We start from the raw sequence: 16,779 nt of genomic DNA, 5'->3' as shown, positions 1-16,779 counted from the left end.
CTCCCATTCTTACTCAAGCGTTCTCGACGATCATCAGCACGTGATGCCCGGTCAGGTTGATGGTCATTTCGTAGTGTTGATCCTGATCCATATCGACCTCGATCAGTGTTTTCTTCAGCTCGTCCGTTCCCTCATGGCGTACCCGGATAGGGAGCGCTTCGGCGCTCTCCTGATCGCCGTAGACATCTTCGAACCGGTCTTCCAGGGTGTCGATCACTTCTTCGAATATCCGGTATTTCGACATCTCGATCCGGTCGCCGACCATGAAATCAAGGATCTGGTGAATGACCTCGGCGCCGGAGCTTCCGGCCGGAATCTGGAATTCGAAGGTGTCAGCCCCGCCTCCACCCTGCACGACCACCGCCTCCGCTCCGGCCGTGATCTTGTCGGCACCATCTCCGCAGACGACTTTTTCGAAGCCGTCAACGATGTCCTGGCCGATATCGAATCCCGTCGCTGCACCGGTATTGAGGTCGATGAGAACGCCATGCGCCGATTGCGAATAGTCGAGCGTATCGAAGCCTGTATCACCCTCATAACAATCATCGGCCATGTCGGCCGCGGCATGAACGACATCGTCACCAGCCCCGGCAAGCACCGCATCCGCGCCGAGGCCATCACTCATCACGTCGTTGCCGGCATCGCCCAACAGGGTATCCGCGCCGCCTCCACCGGTGATAATGTCGTCTCCCCCGCTGCCGACCAGCGTGTCGTTGCCGCCACTGCCGATAATTTCATCGGCCCCCGCGCCGGTCTTGATCACCTCGAAATTGGTAATGCTGTCGCTGCCGATCTCGTCACCGCTTGCGTTTGCGGCAACAAGGTCGATGACGACCGCCATGAGGGCTGCTGAATAGTCAAGTGTATCGATGCCTGCGCCGCCATCATAACTGTCGGTGGCCTGATCAAGGTCCCCGACGACGGTGTCGCTTCCGGCGCCGCCCTCAACCGTGTCTGCATCATCGCCGCCCGACAGATGATCACTGCCCTCGCCACCGAACAGGCTGTCATCGCCGCCAGCACCCGCGATCAGATCATCGCCGCTGTTGCCGTGGATCTCCTCATCCTCGGCACTACCCTGAACCTCGTCATTGCCCGCCCCGGCCATAAGAATTTCAAAGCTCGAAATCGTATCGTGTCCGATTTCCGTGCCGTTCGCGGTACCGGCCTCGAGATCTATGGTCGTGCCGTGCAATACTGCCGAATAATCGAGCGTGTCGGTTTGGCTGCCGCCATCATAACGGTCAGCCGCCTGATCCGCGTCGCCCGCAACAATGTCCGTTCCCTCACCGCCATTCACCACATCTTCGCCGTCCCCCCCGGCGAGGAAATCGTTCCCCGAACCGCCGTCGACAATGTCGATCCCCGCCTGTCCAAGCACGATGTCGTCACCGCCGCCGCCGTCGAGCTTGTCATTTCCTTCATTGCCGTGGATCCGGTCATTGCCCAGATCGCCAGCCACGGTATCGTCGCCTTCGCCGCCAAACAGCAGGTCATCACCAGCGCCGCCACTGATGGCGTCGTTACCGCTTTCCCCTGAAATCGTATCACGGCCTTCATCGCCAAACAGGCGGTCATTGCCACTTCCGCCCCAAATCTGGTCGTCACCCAAGCCGCCAAGAACGATGTCATCACCTGCTCCGGCCATGATGATGTCATTGCCGCTACCGGCGACGATGTGGTCGTCTCCGTCACCGCCATTTACCGTGTCGCTGCCGCTGCGGCTGTCGATATTGTCATTCCCCTCACGTCCATCGATATCGTCGGCGCATTCGGTGCCAACCAGCAGATCGTCACCGGCGGTGCCAATGAGCGGCGGATTTCTGAGCACAGAGAACTGCGCGGTCTGGACCACGGAGAATTCGCCGTCGGTGATCCGATAGGTGATCGTTACAGGTCCAAGTGCTTGCGCATCGAAGTTCCACCCGCCGGCGGTCTGCACCAGCGTTCCCGATGAAACAGTGATGTTCTGGACAAGAAGAGGATCGCCATCGGGATCGGTGGCGCCGCGCAGCAGATCGGAAAGTCCGATCAATGCGATGGCGCAGCCATAGACATCATGCAAATAGACCGGGCCGCTGGTCCGCGGTGCGCGATTGACGGTCTTGACGTTGCCGGTGTCTTCGCCGGTATCGTCATCTTCGACATTTTCGTTCGGTGCGCTACTACTGTCCGGAAGCGCTGGTGCGTTGGCACCGCCGCCCCTTGCCGCGCCAAAATTTGCGACCTTGCCGCCAGCCCAGGCATTGTCATTTGCCGCGTGGAACGTAAAAGACATGCCGCCGAAATTTCGCAGCAGGGCCGACGCTGGAAGATTGAGGTCTTGAAAGTTGAATGCTGGCGAATCAGTGAGCGCATAGCCATCCGGCTTCCGGGAAACGAGCAGTTGCTCGCCGGAGCCCGTTGCTGCTTTTTCCTGCCTCGTTTCTTCACCGACTTCGGCGGACGGGTCCCGCGCCAACACCTGAAATACCTCGGGCGAGCCGGTTTGATCGTCTGACGGCTTTTGTTTGGCGTCCTCCTCGGGCACAGCATTGCCCAAACGCGGGAAAGCACTCTTCAGATAGAGTGCAAGCCCGGTCAGAAAGACCGTGAAGAAAAGCGGCGCTGCCGACCGTTTGTCCTGATTCTTGAAGACATACCGCTCGAAGGATTCCTCGGTATCCGGTTTGGCCGATTTGGTTCCCTTGACCTCGATCATCATGCTGAAACTCTCGATGTGACGCGCGGCGCATGTTGTGCTGCGGGCGCTGGCCTGTTGGCCGGTTCTGCGGGGACGGACGATTTGAGGATCTCGTCCTTTGGTCCAAAAGCCACCATCTTGCCGCTCTGGATAACGGCAACCAGATCGACGGCGGCCAGTGCGCTTGGCCGGTGCGCGATGACGATGGCGATGCCACCGCGTGCACGAATTGATTTGATCGTCTCGGTGAGCGCCAGTTCGCCCTCTCCATCGAGATTCGAGTTGGGCTCGTCCATGATGACAATGAACGGGTTGCGGTAGAGCGCTCGCGCCAGTCCGATGCGCTGACGCTGACCGGCCGAAAGCGACGCGCCCTGCGGCCCCAAAGCCGTGCGATAGCCATCCGGCATGCGCACGATCATTTCATGAATGCCCGTCGTTTGCGCGGCGTCCACGATCGCGCGCGCGTCCACCTGCGGTTCAAGCCGCGAGATATTTTCTTCGACTGTTGCGTCAAGCAAGGCCACATCCTGTGGAAGATAGCCGACATATTGACCGAGATTGCTGTCCGACCACTGCGTCAGTTCCGCATCGTCCAGCCTGACGCTGCCGCGCAGCGTCGGCCAGATACCCGTCAGGGCGCGCGCGAGCGTCGTTTTGCCGCCGCCACTCGGGCCAATGATTCCGAGAGCCTGGCCAGCCTTGATCTCGAAGCTCACATCGCTCAAGAGAACACGGCCCGAGCCTGGCGCCGCAACTGTAATCTTCTCGACTTTCAGCGAACCGGCAGGCGCGGGCAATTCCATTGGCGGTTCGCTTCCCGATAGCGCGATGACGGTTTCTTTCAACCGCTGAAAAGCGGTACGCGCCGCGACGACGCTCTTCCAGTTGCCAATCGCCAAATCAACGGGCGCGAGCGCGCGGGCCGAAGCCACCGACGCTGCTATGATGGCGCCGGCGGACAGTTCACCCTGAATCGTCAGCCATGCACCAAGGCCCAGAACGGCCGATTGCAGAACCATACGCAGCACGCGCGACAGTGCGCCGAATGTTCCGCTGATGTCGTTTGTGCGGGTCTGAAGTTCGAGATGCTCCTGGTTGGCGCGATTGAAACGATCGACCGCCCTTCCGGCGAAACCCATCGCCTTCAGGATATCGGCGTTGCGGGCATTGGAATCCGCTATGGCATTGCGCGCAATCGCGGCCTGATGGGTCGCGCTCGCCAAGCGGCGGGTCATCAGTTCCGTTGCGATTGTCAGCATGGACAGAATGAACGCGCCGCCAAAGGTGAGCGCACCCAGATAGGGGTGCAGCATGTAAACAAAAATGAGATAAAGCGGCATCCAGGGCAGATCAAACAAGGCAACCGGTCCCTGGCTGCCCAGAAAGCCGCGCACCGTATCCACATCGCGGCCGCGCTCCAAGGCTTCCGCCGTCGAAAAGCCGAAACGCGGCATATCGATCGCAACCTGATGCGCCATCGGCGCGATCTTGCTGTCAAGACGCGCTCCTACGCGCACCAGTACCTGTGAGCGGATAATGTCGAAAAGCCCCTGGAACAGATAAAGCCCGATGGCCAGGGCCGAAAGCGCCAGCAATGTCGGAACACTGCCGCTGGTCAAGGCGCGATCATAGATCTGCAGCATATAAAAAGAACCGGTCAGCGCCAGAATGTTGATGACGCCGGAGGTGGTGAAGAGAAAAATGAAAATCCCGCGAAAGCCTTGTGTCAGCTTTTCTGCGTTTTTCCGCTTGGTGCCGGTTAAAGGGGTCTTGGAACGCATTTTTCGCTACCGTTTTTGTTGTTGAGCTACTTGGCGCACGGACATCCACCGCCGCCTCGAAGTGGTCGATGTTCACAATTTCAAATTCAGATCCTTGAGGCTGTGTGTCCCCTTGATGCTGAGGCGCATCTCGGCATTGCTGTCGCCTTCGACGCGCCCGCGAATGACCGTGTAGGCTCCGTCTTGCCGTGTCTCGTAGGTTACGAACCAGTGAGCGGTAGCGCCGGCAAATCCCATTGCTTTCAACATCTGCTGATTTTGGGCGTTGGAATCGGCAATCGCCGTACGGACAAGAACCGCTTCATAGGCCGCATTTGCCAGGCGTCGCGTCATCAGTTCCGCTCCGATGGTCAGGACCGCCATCGCAACGGCGAAAGCGAGCAAGCCTGGATAGGGATAGAAAATATAGACAGCGAGGAGGTAAAGAGGCAGGCACTGCAGCTCGAAAGGAGCACTCAATCCTCCAACAGCCGGCACCTCACGTGCTGCATCGACCGCACGCGTCCGCTGCAGCGACCTGGCGGTCGCAAATCCGGGTCGCGGCATATCGATCGTGGCCGCCGGTACAATCCTGCTGTTCAAATGTTCACCAAGGGCGGCCAAAACCCGCATCCGACAAGTTCTGAAAATGTCCCGCGGTTGAAGGCCGGGTTTCTTGCCAGTTCTACTCACAAAAATTTGGGAACGCATTGTCATCACCACTCTTGTTCTTGTTGGTGTGCGGCGAGCCGGAAGTCCCGGCTCGCCGCGCCTCGGGCTACAGATTGAAGTCCGAGGTGGTCAGATTGTGCGTCCCCTTGATGCTGAGCCGCAGTTCTGTTGAGCTGTCCCCGTCAACGCTGCCTTGAACGACTGTGTACTCGCCATCGGCACGCGTCTCATGGGTCACGATCAGCTGGGCGGCGCCACTCAGTGCCGACGCAGTGACGAGCGTGAAGGCCTCATTTCCACCCGTACCATTGTTGGCGTCGATGCCGCTGAGATCGATCTTGTCGCCCGGCTGGAAGCTTACGATGGTGTCACCGTCAGCATTTGATGCCGATCCAAAGCGGAAGATGTCGTTGCCGGCACCGCCGTCCATCACATTCACGGCCGCACTTGCGGTAATCGTGTCATTGCCCGACCCCGTCACGACATTTTCGACGTTCCAGAGGGTATCGTGGCCGGATTGACTGCTCGAAGCACTACCCCGGCCAGAGAAGCCATTACCAAGATCAACGGTCAGGTTGGCAGTGATTGCCGCCATGTCGAGCGTGTCGCCGCCTGCGTCACCGTAGTATGTGTCGTCACCGTCGCCGGCGTCCGTCACAAACGTGTCGTTGCCCTCGCCACCCTGCGCGGTGTCATTGCCCGCGCCGGAATTGATCAGGTCATTTCCACCGTCGCCAAAGATGCGATCTGCTCCTGCATCACCATAGAGCATGTCGTTTCCATCGCCGCCGAGAACATCGTCATTGCCGGCACCGCCGAAGACCATGTCATTGCCGCTGTCCGCACTGAGGAAGTCGTCGCCATCATCGCCGCGCATGACGTCTGCTCCGCCTCCGCCCATGGCGACATCATTGCCGCCAAGTGCGACGATTGTCTCACCGTTCGCTGTGCCAAGAAGCACATCGGCGTTGGCCGTACCGACAACCGGTGCCCCTGTTGACGAACCAGTACCAGGCGCTGGCGGCGGTGTGTCGTCGTCGTCTTCTTCTTCGACCGGAGGATCTTCGTTCTCTCCGATACCCGGCAAGCCGTCGGGCGCGGTGAACGTGATGCTATGATCACCACTGGTCATGGTCGTCACACCATTTTCAGTCGTAGTCGTATAGTCCGCAGCAGTCTTGCCGTCTGGCAGTTCAATCACGTCCTCAGGACGAAGAGTTCCAAGGATGGTGTCATTGCCGCCATTGGATTTGAAGACAATGCGGTGAGCCGAACTCAGAGCCGAGATATCGATCGTATCGTCGCCCGCATTGCCATCGATGGTGATGGTATTGAGGCGAAGGCTCGTGCCTGAGAAGTCGCCGATAGCCAGGAAGCTGTCGCCTGCCCCCGCACCACCGCTCGGTCCTGTCGGATCGACGCTGTTGATGCGGATTTCCTCAATTTCCCGCAGCTCTGCGATGATCGAGGCGGCATTGGTGCCATTGCGCGTGATAATGATCTCCGTCGCGCCATTGATACCGAAGAGAGTGTTGCCGGGGACCGCATCAAAAGCCGCCCGCGTGTAGATGCGATAGGTTTCACCGCTCGCATTTCCGTTGACCACAAAGGTATCGCCGGGACCGCCTTCGGTACCGCCATCAACAACGTCGCGGCCATCGGTCGGTCCACTTGCGTTGGCGTTCCAGATGATCGTGTCATCGCCGGCCGCCCCGCTGATCGTATCGTTCCCCTGGAGGCCGATGATCGTATCGTTGCCGGCTGTGCCGTTCAGCGTGTTGTTCCCATTGGTTGCCCCGCCGACGGGGCCAGCGCCGCTAGCGAGGATATAGTCCGTAACGTCGATAGCGGTATTGGCGATACCGTTGATCTGGATTGTACCGATCGTCGCAAGACTTGCATCCCTGACGGTCAGCAGAGTGTTTCCACCGACTGTCGATTCGATCACCCGCGTCGCCAGGTTCGCCGCCGTGATGCCCAGTGCACTCAGATCGATGCGGTCCTGTGTGGTCGCCGTGCCGCCCGTCGCGTCGAAGTTAGTAAGAATATCGTCACCGAACCCGCTCGCGTTATAGACGACGATGTCATTGCCGCCATCAACAGCAAGCAGGTTGATCGTATCGTTCCCCGCGCCACCGATGATGTTGTCGGTATCGTTGCCGATGCCGCCGCTCAGCGTATCATTGCCGGCACCGCCATCGATCAGATCGCTGCCATTGCCGCCGTCAACGGTGTCGTTGTCGCCGCCGCCGAAAAGCTGGTTGTTGCCAGTATTGCCGGTGATGACGTTGGCGCCGGCATTGCCGGTACCGTTGATTGCATTGCCGCCGGTCAGGGTAAGATTTTCGATACCAGCAGCCAATGTGTAGCTGATCGAGGCCTCGACGCGATCCACGCCCGTTCCGCCGGTTTCGTTCACAACGTCACCCGCATTGTCGACAACGTAGATGTCATTGTCGGCGCCGCCCGCCATGTTGTCCGCCCCGGCACCGCCGTTGAGCGTATCGGTGCCAATACCACCGACAAGCGTATCGTCGTCATCGCCGCCGTTGAGCGTATCGTTGCCATCGCCGCCGTTGAGGGTGTCCTCGCCGAGGCCGCCATTCAATGTGTCGTTGCCGGCAAGTCCGTTCAGTGTGTCGGCCAGGTCACCGCCCGAAATCGTATTGTTGAGAGCATTGCCGGTGCCGACGAACGGATCGGCATCAAGGCCGGTATATTCAAGGTTCTCAACGTTTGCCATGAGTTCGATCGAGAGTGCTGCCATCTCGGTCTCGACCGTGTCCGTACCGGCGTTCAGGGCCTCCACCACCACGTCGGCGAGGTCATCGACAATGTATGTGTCGGAGTCAGCGCCACCGACCATTGTGTCGGCATCCAGTCCGCCATCAAGCAGATCGTTGCCTAAGCCGCCAACCAGCAGATCGTCGCCGGCACCGCCGTCAAGGTCATCGCCGCCGGAATGACCAAACAGGAGATCATTGCCGGTGTTGCCGATCAGATCGTCGCCGCCCGTCGTACCGGAAAGTACGGTATTGACGAGTGCCGCCGCCGTACGGTCGCCGTTGTCGTCGGTGCTGATGGCATAGTCGCCATCAAGCAGGTAGCCGTTAAAGGAGCCGCCATTGAAGTTGACGAACTCGACTGCTTCCCCGGCCGTATCGAAATGATCGACGACCGTGACAGACTGACCGTTGAACGCGATTATCAGATCGTCGTTTCCTGTGCCGACGATATTCTCGTTAAAATTGAGGTCAGTGTAAGCAGCTGCGGCAATCGATATCCGGTCATTCCCACTCGTCTCGACAATCCGGTCAGCCCCGTCGGAGAGACCGAAAGAGTAGGTGTCATCCCCGGCACCACCATTGAGATTGTCGTTTCCAGTGCCGCCAACGAGGATATCGTTGCCGTTATTGCCGTTCAACGTATCGTTGCCTGCGAGCCCCAGAATGAGGTCATCACCCGTGGTGCCGTTGAGCGTATCGTTGCCGGCTGTGCCGACAATCAATCCAACCGTGCCGTCGAGGAATTGCACTCGTTCGATGTTCCGCAATTTATCCGAACCATCCAGGGAGTCCTCGATCGCATGCGTGACAGTGACGTTGCCGTTTGCATCGCTTCCGAACGTGTATTCCGTGCGGTTGCCCTGGTACCTGGCAATATCGATATCGCCAGTGCCGTCGGCAGTCATGATTTCACGCACGATTCCGAGCCGGCCAGGATTGATCTCGCCGGAGAACATTCTCGCAGCCAGGGTCGTCATGCTGTTGTGGTATTCGAGGACCGGTCCGGTGTGCAGGAGATCATTCTCCGCATACACGCCGATGCGCACGTTCAGCCACTTGTCGCCGTCGATGATATCATCGCCGCCGCGGCCCATGATCGTGTCGCTGCCATCGCCGCCAAGAATGATCTCACCGGCACTGAAAGAGGTGACCCCCGCACCCAGGACTGCCTGCAATCCGGCGATAAGAGCAATGCCCTCGGCATCGAGTGCGCTGCCGGTATATCCTTCCGTCCCGCTGATCTCAGGATCAGGATCGAATGGAAGGCGCTCCGCCGCTGTGACATCAGACCCGGTCAAAAGATCATTGAAAGCCGATCCTGACAGGCCTTCCACCGATTCGTACGCATCAAGCGTAGCATTGGCCGGAGGTGTCGGATTCTCGTCGAACACGATTCCGCGCGTGAAGTCGGCATTGACGCCTGCAGCGTTGTCCTTGTAGGTCGCCCAGTCCCAGCCGGACATGCCGGCCATCTTGCCGCGGCCCGCGCTGCCGACCATGATGTCGTCGCCGCCCTCGGCGATGAACTCGTCAAAGCCGCCATCGCCCAGGAACACATCGTGTCCGTCGATCGCATCACGGGCAAAGATTTCGTCGAAATTGTCGCCCGGGGCACCGTCGAAAGTGCCGGTCTCGATCCAGTCATTGCCTTCGTTGCCAAGAATGCGCTCGGCGTTCTTGTTGCCGTAGATGAAGTCGTTGCCCTCACCCGCGAAGACTTCCGAGCCCATGTCGGTACCGAGGAAGATGAAATCCTGCCCGGAATTGCCCATCACCAGATCGAGACCAGGTCCTGCATGGACCACGTCATTGCCGGCGCCGGCCTTGATGTTGTCGTCGCCGCCGCTGTCCTTGATGATGTCGTCTCCATCACCACCATTGATGATGTCGTTGCCGAAGCCGCCCTCGAGCCTGTCATTGCCGCCATCGCCGAACAACGTGTCGTCACCGATGCCTGCAATGAGGGTATCCGCCTGTTCGGTACCGCCGAGGAGGACATGCTCGTCACCCGTATAGCGCAGGTAGTTTGCTTCTACGCCCGCGGTTGCCGGGTTGTCGCGCAGGACAAGCGGTGTGAGAAGGCTGGTGCCGAGCGGATCCGCCGTGCCGAGCTCGGGGTTGTACTGCTTGGTTTGATCGACTTCGAGAATGAGGCCGGGTGTCGAGAAGACATCCGACGGCAAATGTGTTGCATCGGTGTTGCGCATGATCATGGCAGCGAAGGAATTGTTTTCCATTTCGCCGAACAGGTGCAGGCCATCCAGCCGCTGCAGATAGTAGAACCGGTCGCCGTTCTGCAGTTTTTCCATCTGCACTTCGAAGACGAAGTTGAACGTGGAGCCGAGCATGCCGCCGAAGGGCATGATTTCCTCGGCAAGACCACCGATCCAAAGATCGACGTTTTCGAGACCGCCGAGTACACCGCCCGCATAGGCGCCGGTCGCGTTGAGGAAATCGAGCCTGTCGGCAGGGACCGCCATCACGCCGTCCGCCGAGACGCCGGTGATGATGGTGAGTGCTGCGTCGCGCTTGCCCTCGAGTGTGGTCTGGCTGGTGATCAGCGTGTGGGTACCGTAGGCAGCGATGAAGTTGATGATGGACGCCTCATGTTTGAGGTGCCCGGCAAAATCGACCCAGCTTTCGTATGGCTTGAGCAAGACATCCTGATTGGTTGCCTCGTAAAAATCACGGCGGGCAGCATTCAGCGAGGGAACGCCGGTGTCGCGGCCACGGGCAAGGTTGATTGTCGCAAGGTCGAGAGGCAATCCGAGCAGGTTGTTGCGCAGGGCACTCGTCACGAATTCGTCGATTTCATTGCCGACCTGCCGGGTCATGCCGCGAATGATAGCGCCGGCTGCAATACCGTCCTCGATGGTATGATTGGAGTCGAACTGGACCGGATTGAGAAAGCCTTCGATCAGGCCAATGTCGTTCTCGGCAAAGCTCGGGTCGAAGCGATCAATCGACTCAGTCAGCATGGAGTGGCCGAAGCGGTAGACCACATGGGCAAACTCGGCGACGATCGACGGATCGATCGTGGTGTCAAAGCCGTCCGGAACCAGGAAGACGTTGATATTGGGTTGGATCTTGCGGGCGAATTCCTCAAATACCAGGTGCTGGTATTGCATCTCTGTGCCAAACTTCGCGGCCTGGAACAGGCGCTCGCCGTCCCAGACCAGGCTGGGGATTTGCGCCGCAGTCGGAAGAGCCGCGAGGTCGTCGGCCAGCCATTCGTTGATGAAGGCCAGATCGCCGGTCGCCAGGACCGCTTCCTTGGCGTGGTCGACGAGCCGGTTGTGCTCGGCGTGGAACACATGGTGGACGGCGGTCAGGCCGATATTTTCATTGACGCGGCCGTCGCCGGCGATGAAATGCGCGTCGAGCAGCTCGTTGTCGTATTCGGTATCGCCATTGCCCGGATTTGCCAGGCCGATCGTGATGTCGCCATCGGCGATCTTTCCGATCGGGACGGCTTCGTGGGCGATGTCGGCGAGGAAGGCGTGCCCGGTGCGCAGGGCACCGACCGTCGAAATCGGGGCGGCGGGATTGCCCTCGACCACGATATCGTCAGCCGTGTTGGGAATCCCATCGGCGCCGATCCCGGTGATCAACTGCGGGAAGCCGTTGGGACCGGGAATGAAATTGCCGTATTGATCAGTCCGCAACAGGGGCACGCTGCCCACGTCGCTATCGGTCAGGTCTATCCCGAGCAGAGTCCTGGCCTGCGCCTTGACCTCGCCCCAAGTGGCCATGCCCCCGGCCGCCGCTCCACCGCCTTCGATGAGTTTGCCGGTCGCGACCGGATCCCCAGCGGCGTTGAGAACATACTGGCGCAGGAACACCTGATGAGATGAATGGGACGTGTAGGTCTGGTTCTGGTCGACGAACGATGTTGTCGTGTTGACAGGACGCACGTCGTCATCCGTTCCGAACACACCGTCTGTGCCGGGGGAAACAGTGGCGCGCGTCAAAACCATGAAGTTGGTCTGGCTGCCCTCGACATAGAGGGGGTCGTCCGGCTGCAACGGAATGAACACCGTGCCGCTGCCTCCCTTGTTGACGAGATCGAGCCCGTGATCGAAGAACTGGCCGAACAACGTGAACCAGGAGTTGAATGAGGCCGACAGGCCTTCGTCGGGTGCGATGTTGGGGAGGTGAACGTTATCGCCGTCCATTTCAATGCCGAACGGCAGGACGGCCGCATCGCGCACCGCCCGGGCTCCTTCCAAGGCGGTCACCGTAACTGCATGAGCCGCGGTGGCATCGGCCAGGATGTCAAGGGCGGCCTGCTCTTCCGCCGTTGGAGGCGTGAGAGGATCGCCATCGCCGAGTTCGTCGGCTGCCTTCTTGGCATTCTGCATAACCACGCGCGCTTGATACTCAGCGTCGGAGAATGGCTTGAAAGTTTCATAGACGGCCGTGACGGAAGCCAGATCCGCCATCTGGTTAACCGCGCCGGCACGCTGCAGGGCGGTCAGGATCGCGGCCGGATTTCCCAGCGTCTGGTCGACCAGAAGATTGGAGATCGTGCGCAGGCTTGAATCGAACACCATCGAACCGGGATTGTTCGATGGGTTATAGGATGTGGGTACGGCTGGAGAACCAGGCGGCAAGAATGCAGGCGGAACATTTTCCGCCGGCCGGTAATTCGGATCGAGGAGCCCCGGAAACTGGTTGTCGGCCGCGCCCCACTCCTCCTGGCCGGGAAGCAGGTGATTATAGGTGCCATCGACGGTGCGCAGACCCATGGCAAGATTATATGCGGGCACAAGGCCACCCGGCCCATAGAGAGGCTGGCCAGCGGCGTGGGCCTCGGCAATCTTGATCTGTTCAAGGATGAAATCGAGATCAGAACGAATATAGGTGACCATTTTATTCTCCCTTTGGGCTCACACTAGAAATCGCCGGCTTAAGGCGATGATTCCGGCCTGCGCCTGCCCATGCAGACGCATCATGCGTTGTCCCGTGATCCGGTTTCTCTTGACCGCTCCCAAAACAAAGGAACAAACTGGAACAAAAGAACTTCGACACGAGTTTCGATGGTCGGATGGTGTAGGGGGAAAGGCGAACTTGATAGTTCGGAAGGTCCAGTCAAATGCAAAGACTTTTGTCGATAGAAGGGTGGGACTTTGGGCCCGGACGATGATGCGACCTATGGCCCTAGCGAAGTGAGGAATTCTCCAAACCGGGCGGGTTTCTTTCAACACTGGCAAAGCCTCAGCCTGACTGCTCAATTCCTGATCGTGGCAGCGCTTATCGTCTGCGGATCAATGGCCGTGCTCGGTGAATGGCTGAGCTCACAAATCGCCGCCAACCAGCTGCGAAGCCGGGCGGAATCCGGAGCACTCTATATGGAAGGCTTTCTGGCCCGCCATATCGAGGAGGTCGATGGCAAGCCCAGCGTTTCGGCCAAACGCCAGCAGGAGCTTGACGAGCTGCTGATCGGGACGGATCTCGCGCGGCGCGTGGAGGGGTTCAGGATCTGGGACCATGACGGCACAGTGCTCTACAGCACGGACAAATCCTTGATCGGGAAACGCCTTCCTTCGAAAGACATCGAACAGGCATTTTCCGGAACGGTCGTCGCCCAGTTGGAAATCGGGCATGACGACGATGAAGCCGGCGCCGAGCACCACTCCGACCGGCCGCTCATAGAGATTTACGCCCCCATCTACCGGCCCGGGACGTATGATGTGATTGCCGTCGGCGAACTCTACGAGGCCGCGGAAGAATTCGTTGCACAACGCAGCCAGGCTCAACGCCAGACGTGGGCAATCGTCGGTGCCACAACTTTAACGATCATGGGTCTGCTTTTTCTGATCGTCCGAAGGGCAAGCAGCATAATCAGCACGCAACGCATGACATTGAAAACCCAGCTGAAGAATGCGCAGGCACTGGCCGATCAAAACCGGATACTTCGCAAAACTGCCGACAAAGCCCGAATGGATGCGAGCAAGTCCAACGAGACGCTGCTGAATCGCATCGGCTCGGATTTACACGACGGGCCGGTGCAATTGCTGAGCCTGTTGATTTTGCGGCTGGGTAGCGGGTCTGTCGGCAAGGAACAAGAGCCCCATCACACAGCCCCGCAAGCGGCTGAACTTGAACCCGCGCGTCTGGCCGGTCAGGTGCTTACGGAACTGCGCGAACTCTCAACCGGTCTCGTGCTCCCGGAGATCGAAAACCTGTCACTGGAAGCGGCACTGCGCGTTGCCGTCGAACGTCACGAGTACGCGACCGGATCAGCTGTCGAAGCGAACTACAGCGGCCTTCCCGAACGCGCCGCTCACCCTTTGAAAATTTGCCTCTACCGGGTGATTCAGGAGGGACTGAACAATGCCTTCCGCCACGCAGCTGCGCGCGAACAGCGGGTAATTGCTTCGGCCGATGACAGTGCGATTACGGTTATTGTCAGTGATGCGGGTGCGGGCTCGGAGCAAACCACGGGAGCGACGGGGCGCAGGCACCCGCTGGGGCTTCAGGGTATCCGCAATCGTATTGAAGCATTCGGCGGCTTGATGCAAGTCCAGCAGGAACCAGGTGCCGGAACGCAACTTATCGTCACAGTGCCGTTAGAGAGCAACAGCGTCTGAGGGCGAGGTCTGACCTAATGGCGCGAGATTGGCTCCCCGCGATTGTCGACTTCCAGTTTCTGGGCGGCAATGAGCACTTCCAGGCGATTGCGCGCATGCAGTTTCTGCATCAGGATCGTCATGTAATTCTTGACTGTCTTTTCGCCTATTCCCAGACCGATCGCTATTTCGCGGTTGGTTCGCCCCCGCAACAGCAGACGGACGATTTGCTCCTCGCGGATGCTGAGCTTGATCGGCCCTGCCGCAACCTTCCGCATTGATGCTGTTCTCAACGCCTCGATCACCTTGTATGCAAAGCCTGGCGTAATATAGGTTTCGCCGCAATGGGCGGCGCGTACGCCTTGAAGAAGTTCCTCGGCGCTGCTGCCCTTCAGGATGTAGCCGCTTGCGCCGGCATTGAGCGCCCGAACCGCGTGGTCGCTTCCGGTCATGGCGGTAAAAGCTACGACCTTCGTGCCCGACGATTTCGTCACGATCTCGGAAATCACATCAAAAACATTTCCGGGCATGAACAGGTCCAGGACCATGACGTCCGGGCGAAGCTTCCTATTTAAGTGAAGTGCATCCTCAGACGTGGCTCCTTTGCCAACGACGACAAAATCATCATTTGTCTCGAATAAATTGACGACGCCCGCCAGCATTAGCGGATGATCATCGACCAGCGCGACTGAAATTCGACCCATTGTTATTTGCCCCCTACCCCCCATGCCTTTTCGGCACTTGTTGGCATATTAGGCGCCCGTTCTCGCAATCTGTCCATGTACCCAATTAGGATTAAGTCTTGATTCCTATGAAAGACCCAACGTGCGCCCGGCAAAATTGCTCACGTTACATCGGTTGATTGGCCAAGCGAGATACCGGCAAAAAGACGAAAACTCTGGTGGCAGATTGCGGGCCCGCTGGTTCGAATTCCATTCGCCGAGCCCCCTCAACGGGACCCTGACCCCTCAGTCGAGTCAATCCATTGACACATACCGACCGTATGGTATGTTTGTGTATGTCGAGACCTACCAAACAATCGCCCGAACGCGGCAGCGCAAGGATCCGGCTTCTCGAGGCGGCGCGGGATATCATTCGCGCGAAAGGCTTCGCCGCCACGACAATCGATGACATCTGCAATGCAGCCGACGTCACCAAAGGGGCCTTTTTTCACCACTTCCCGAGCAAGGACGCTCTGGGCGTCGCCGTGGCCGAGTTCTGGGCCGAGACCACCACTGGCTTTTTCGAAGCCGCGCCATATCACGATCCGGCCGATTCCCTGGAACGCGTTCTCGCCTATGTCGCTTTCCGCAAGGCGATCATCACGGGCGACATCGCCGAGTTCACCTGTCTGGCCGGAACCATGGCGCAGGAGATCTACGCAAGCTCCCCTGACATTCGCGATGCCTGTGGCCGCAGCATCTTCGGCCATGCGGCCACGCTGGAGGAGGACATTGAAACTGCGCGACGGGAACGCGGCATCACGGGCGGCTGGACGGCCGAAAGTCTTGCACGCCACACGCAAACGATCATCCAGGGCGGGTTCGTCCTGGCTAAGGCAGGGGACAATCCCGAGCTTGCGCGGGAAAGTCTCGATCATCTGGACCGGTACATCCGGCAATTGTTTCACGTCACGGAGGATGGCGCAAAATGAGCGGAACCACGAATATCGGATGCGTCTGCGGACGGACACGTCTGGAGGTGCTGGGAGAACCAATCCTCGTTTCCGAATGCCTGTGCAACAGCTGCAGGGCTGCTGCGGATCGTCTCGCGACGCTCCCCGGCGCAAGGAACATCCTTACAGCGTATGGCTCGACGCCTTGCGCAGAATACCGCAAGGATCGGGTTCGGATCCTGTCCGGCGCGGATCATTTGCGTGAATTCCGGCTGTCCGCCGATGCGGGTTCACGGCGCGTCGTCGCGACCTGCTGCAATACGCCGGTCTTTCTGGAACTGAAGGGCGCGCACTGGCTCAGTATCTATCTGCACCTCTGGCCGGACGAGGCACGCCCGAGAGCCGAAATGCGAACGATGGCAGGCGACCTGCCCGATGCTCCCAACCTGCCGGAAGACATCCCCAATCTGAGGAGCCATACGGTGTTATTCTACGCAAAGCTTCTGGGGGCGTGGATCGCCATGGGATTCCGCAATCCGAAAATCGAAGTCGCGGGGAAAATTGATGCCTGACGACAAGATCGCAATCGAGAACCCCAATACCCCTGGCCGGACTCAGCAGGCCGATCGCACGAAATACCTGGCAATACGCAAAGCGCTGGAAGAGCGACACTCCAACCTGCCCTAAC

General features: G+C 59.2%; 9 protein-coding genes. 4 read left to right on the top strand and 5 right to left on the bottom strand.

Annotation, left to right across the window (positions count from 1 at the left end):
* Positions 1–13: 13 nt before the first annotated feature.
* From CU103_RS23005 to CU103_RS32570, 4 genes are all read right to left on the bottom strand, one after another.
* A complete protein-coding gene (locus CU103_RS23005; RefSeq protein ID WP_106666374.1) occupies positions 14–2,704 on the bottom strand; it encodes a calcium-binding protein in 2,691 nt (896 codons plus the stop codon).
* On the bottom strand, positions 2,701–4,467 hold the full coding sequence (locus tag CU103_RS23000; protein WP_106666373.1) for a type I secretion system permease/ATPase: 1,767 nt from the start codon (positions 4,465–4,467) through the stop codon (positions 2,701–2,703). Before CU103_RS23000 ends, CU103_RS23005 begins: the two co-directional genes overlap by 4 nt.
* A 72-nt stretch (positions 4,468–4,539) precedes the next feature.
* On the bottom strand, positions 4,540–5,049 hold the full coding sequence (locus tag CU103_RS22995) for a 6TM ABC transporter family protein (protein ID WP_146147845.1): 510 nt from the start codon (positions 5,047–5,049) through the stop codon (positions 4,540–4,542).
* Between the two features lie 175 nt (positions 5,050–5,224).
* Positions 5,225–12,775, bottom strand: coding sequence for a peroxidase family protein (locus CU103_RS32570; RefSeq protein ID WP_106666371.1), 7,551 nt, complete (start codon positions 12,773–12,775; stop codon positions 5,225–5,227).
* Between the two features lie 258 nt (positions 12,776–13,033).
* On the opposite strand from CU103_RS32570, the gene CU103_RS22985 reads away from it, so the two are divergent.
* Complete coding sequence (locus CU103_RS22985) at positions 13,034–14,497, top strand: sensor histidine kinase (protein ID WP_106666370.1); 1,464 nt, start codon at positions 13,034–13,036, stop codon at positions 14,495–14,497.
* A 14-nt stretch (positions 14,498–14,511) separates the two neighbouring features.
* On the opposite strand, the gene CU103_RS22980 is transcribed toward CU103_RS22985, so the two are convergent.
* Positions 14,512–15,180: a response regulator gene (locus tag CU103_RS22980; protein WP_106666369.1), complete on the bottom strand. Its 669-nt coding sequence runs from the start codon at positions 15,178–15,180 to the stop codon at positions 14,512–14,514.
* 314 nt (positions 15,181–15,494) lie between these two features.
* On the opposite strand from CU103_RS22980, the gene CU103_RS22975 reads away from it, so the two are divergent.
* Genes CU103_RS22975 through CU103_RS32565 form a run of 3 tightly spaced genes read left to right on the top strand, consistent with a single transcriptional unit; the run spans position 15,495 to position 16,778 of the window.
* Positions 15,495–16,130, top strand: coding sequence for a TetR/AcrR family transcriptional regulator (locus CU103_RS22975; protein ID WP_106666368.1), 636 nt, complete (start codon positions 15,495–15,497; stop codon positions 16,128–16,130).
* Positions 16,127–16,663 (top strand): GFA family protein, encoded by a 537-nt coding sequence (locus CU103_RS22970; RefSeq protein WP_106666367.1) that lies wholly within the window; start codon positions 16,127–16,129, stop codon positions 16,661–16,663. Before CU103_RS22975 ends, CU103_RS22970 begins: the two co-directional genes overlap by 4 nt.
* The gene (locus CU103_RS32565; protein WP_262259950.1) at positions 16,656–16,778 is read left to right on the top strand and encodes a hypothetical protein; all 123 of its coding nucleotides are present in this window, start codon (positions 16,656–16,658) and stop codon (positions 16,776–16,778) included. Before CU103_RS22970 ends, CU103_RS32565 begins: the two co-directional genes overlap by 8 nt.
* The last annotated feature ends 1 nt before the right edge of the window (position 16,779 follow it).

Source organism: Phyllobacterium sophorae, from assembly GCF_003010965.1.
GTDB lineage: Bacteria > Pseudomonadota > Alphaproteobacteria > Rhizobiales > Rhizobiaceae > Phyllobacterium > Phyllobacterium sophorae.
Note: the sequence above shows the minus strand (reverse complement) of the source record. Positions and strands in the feature narration are given on the sequence as shown.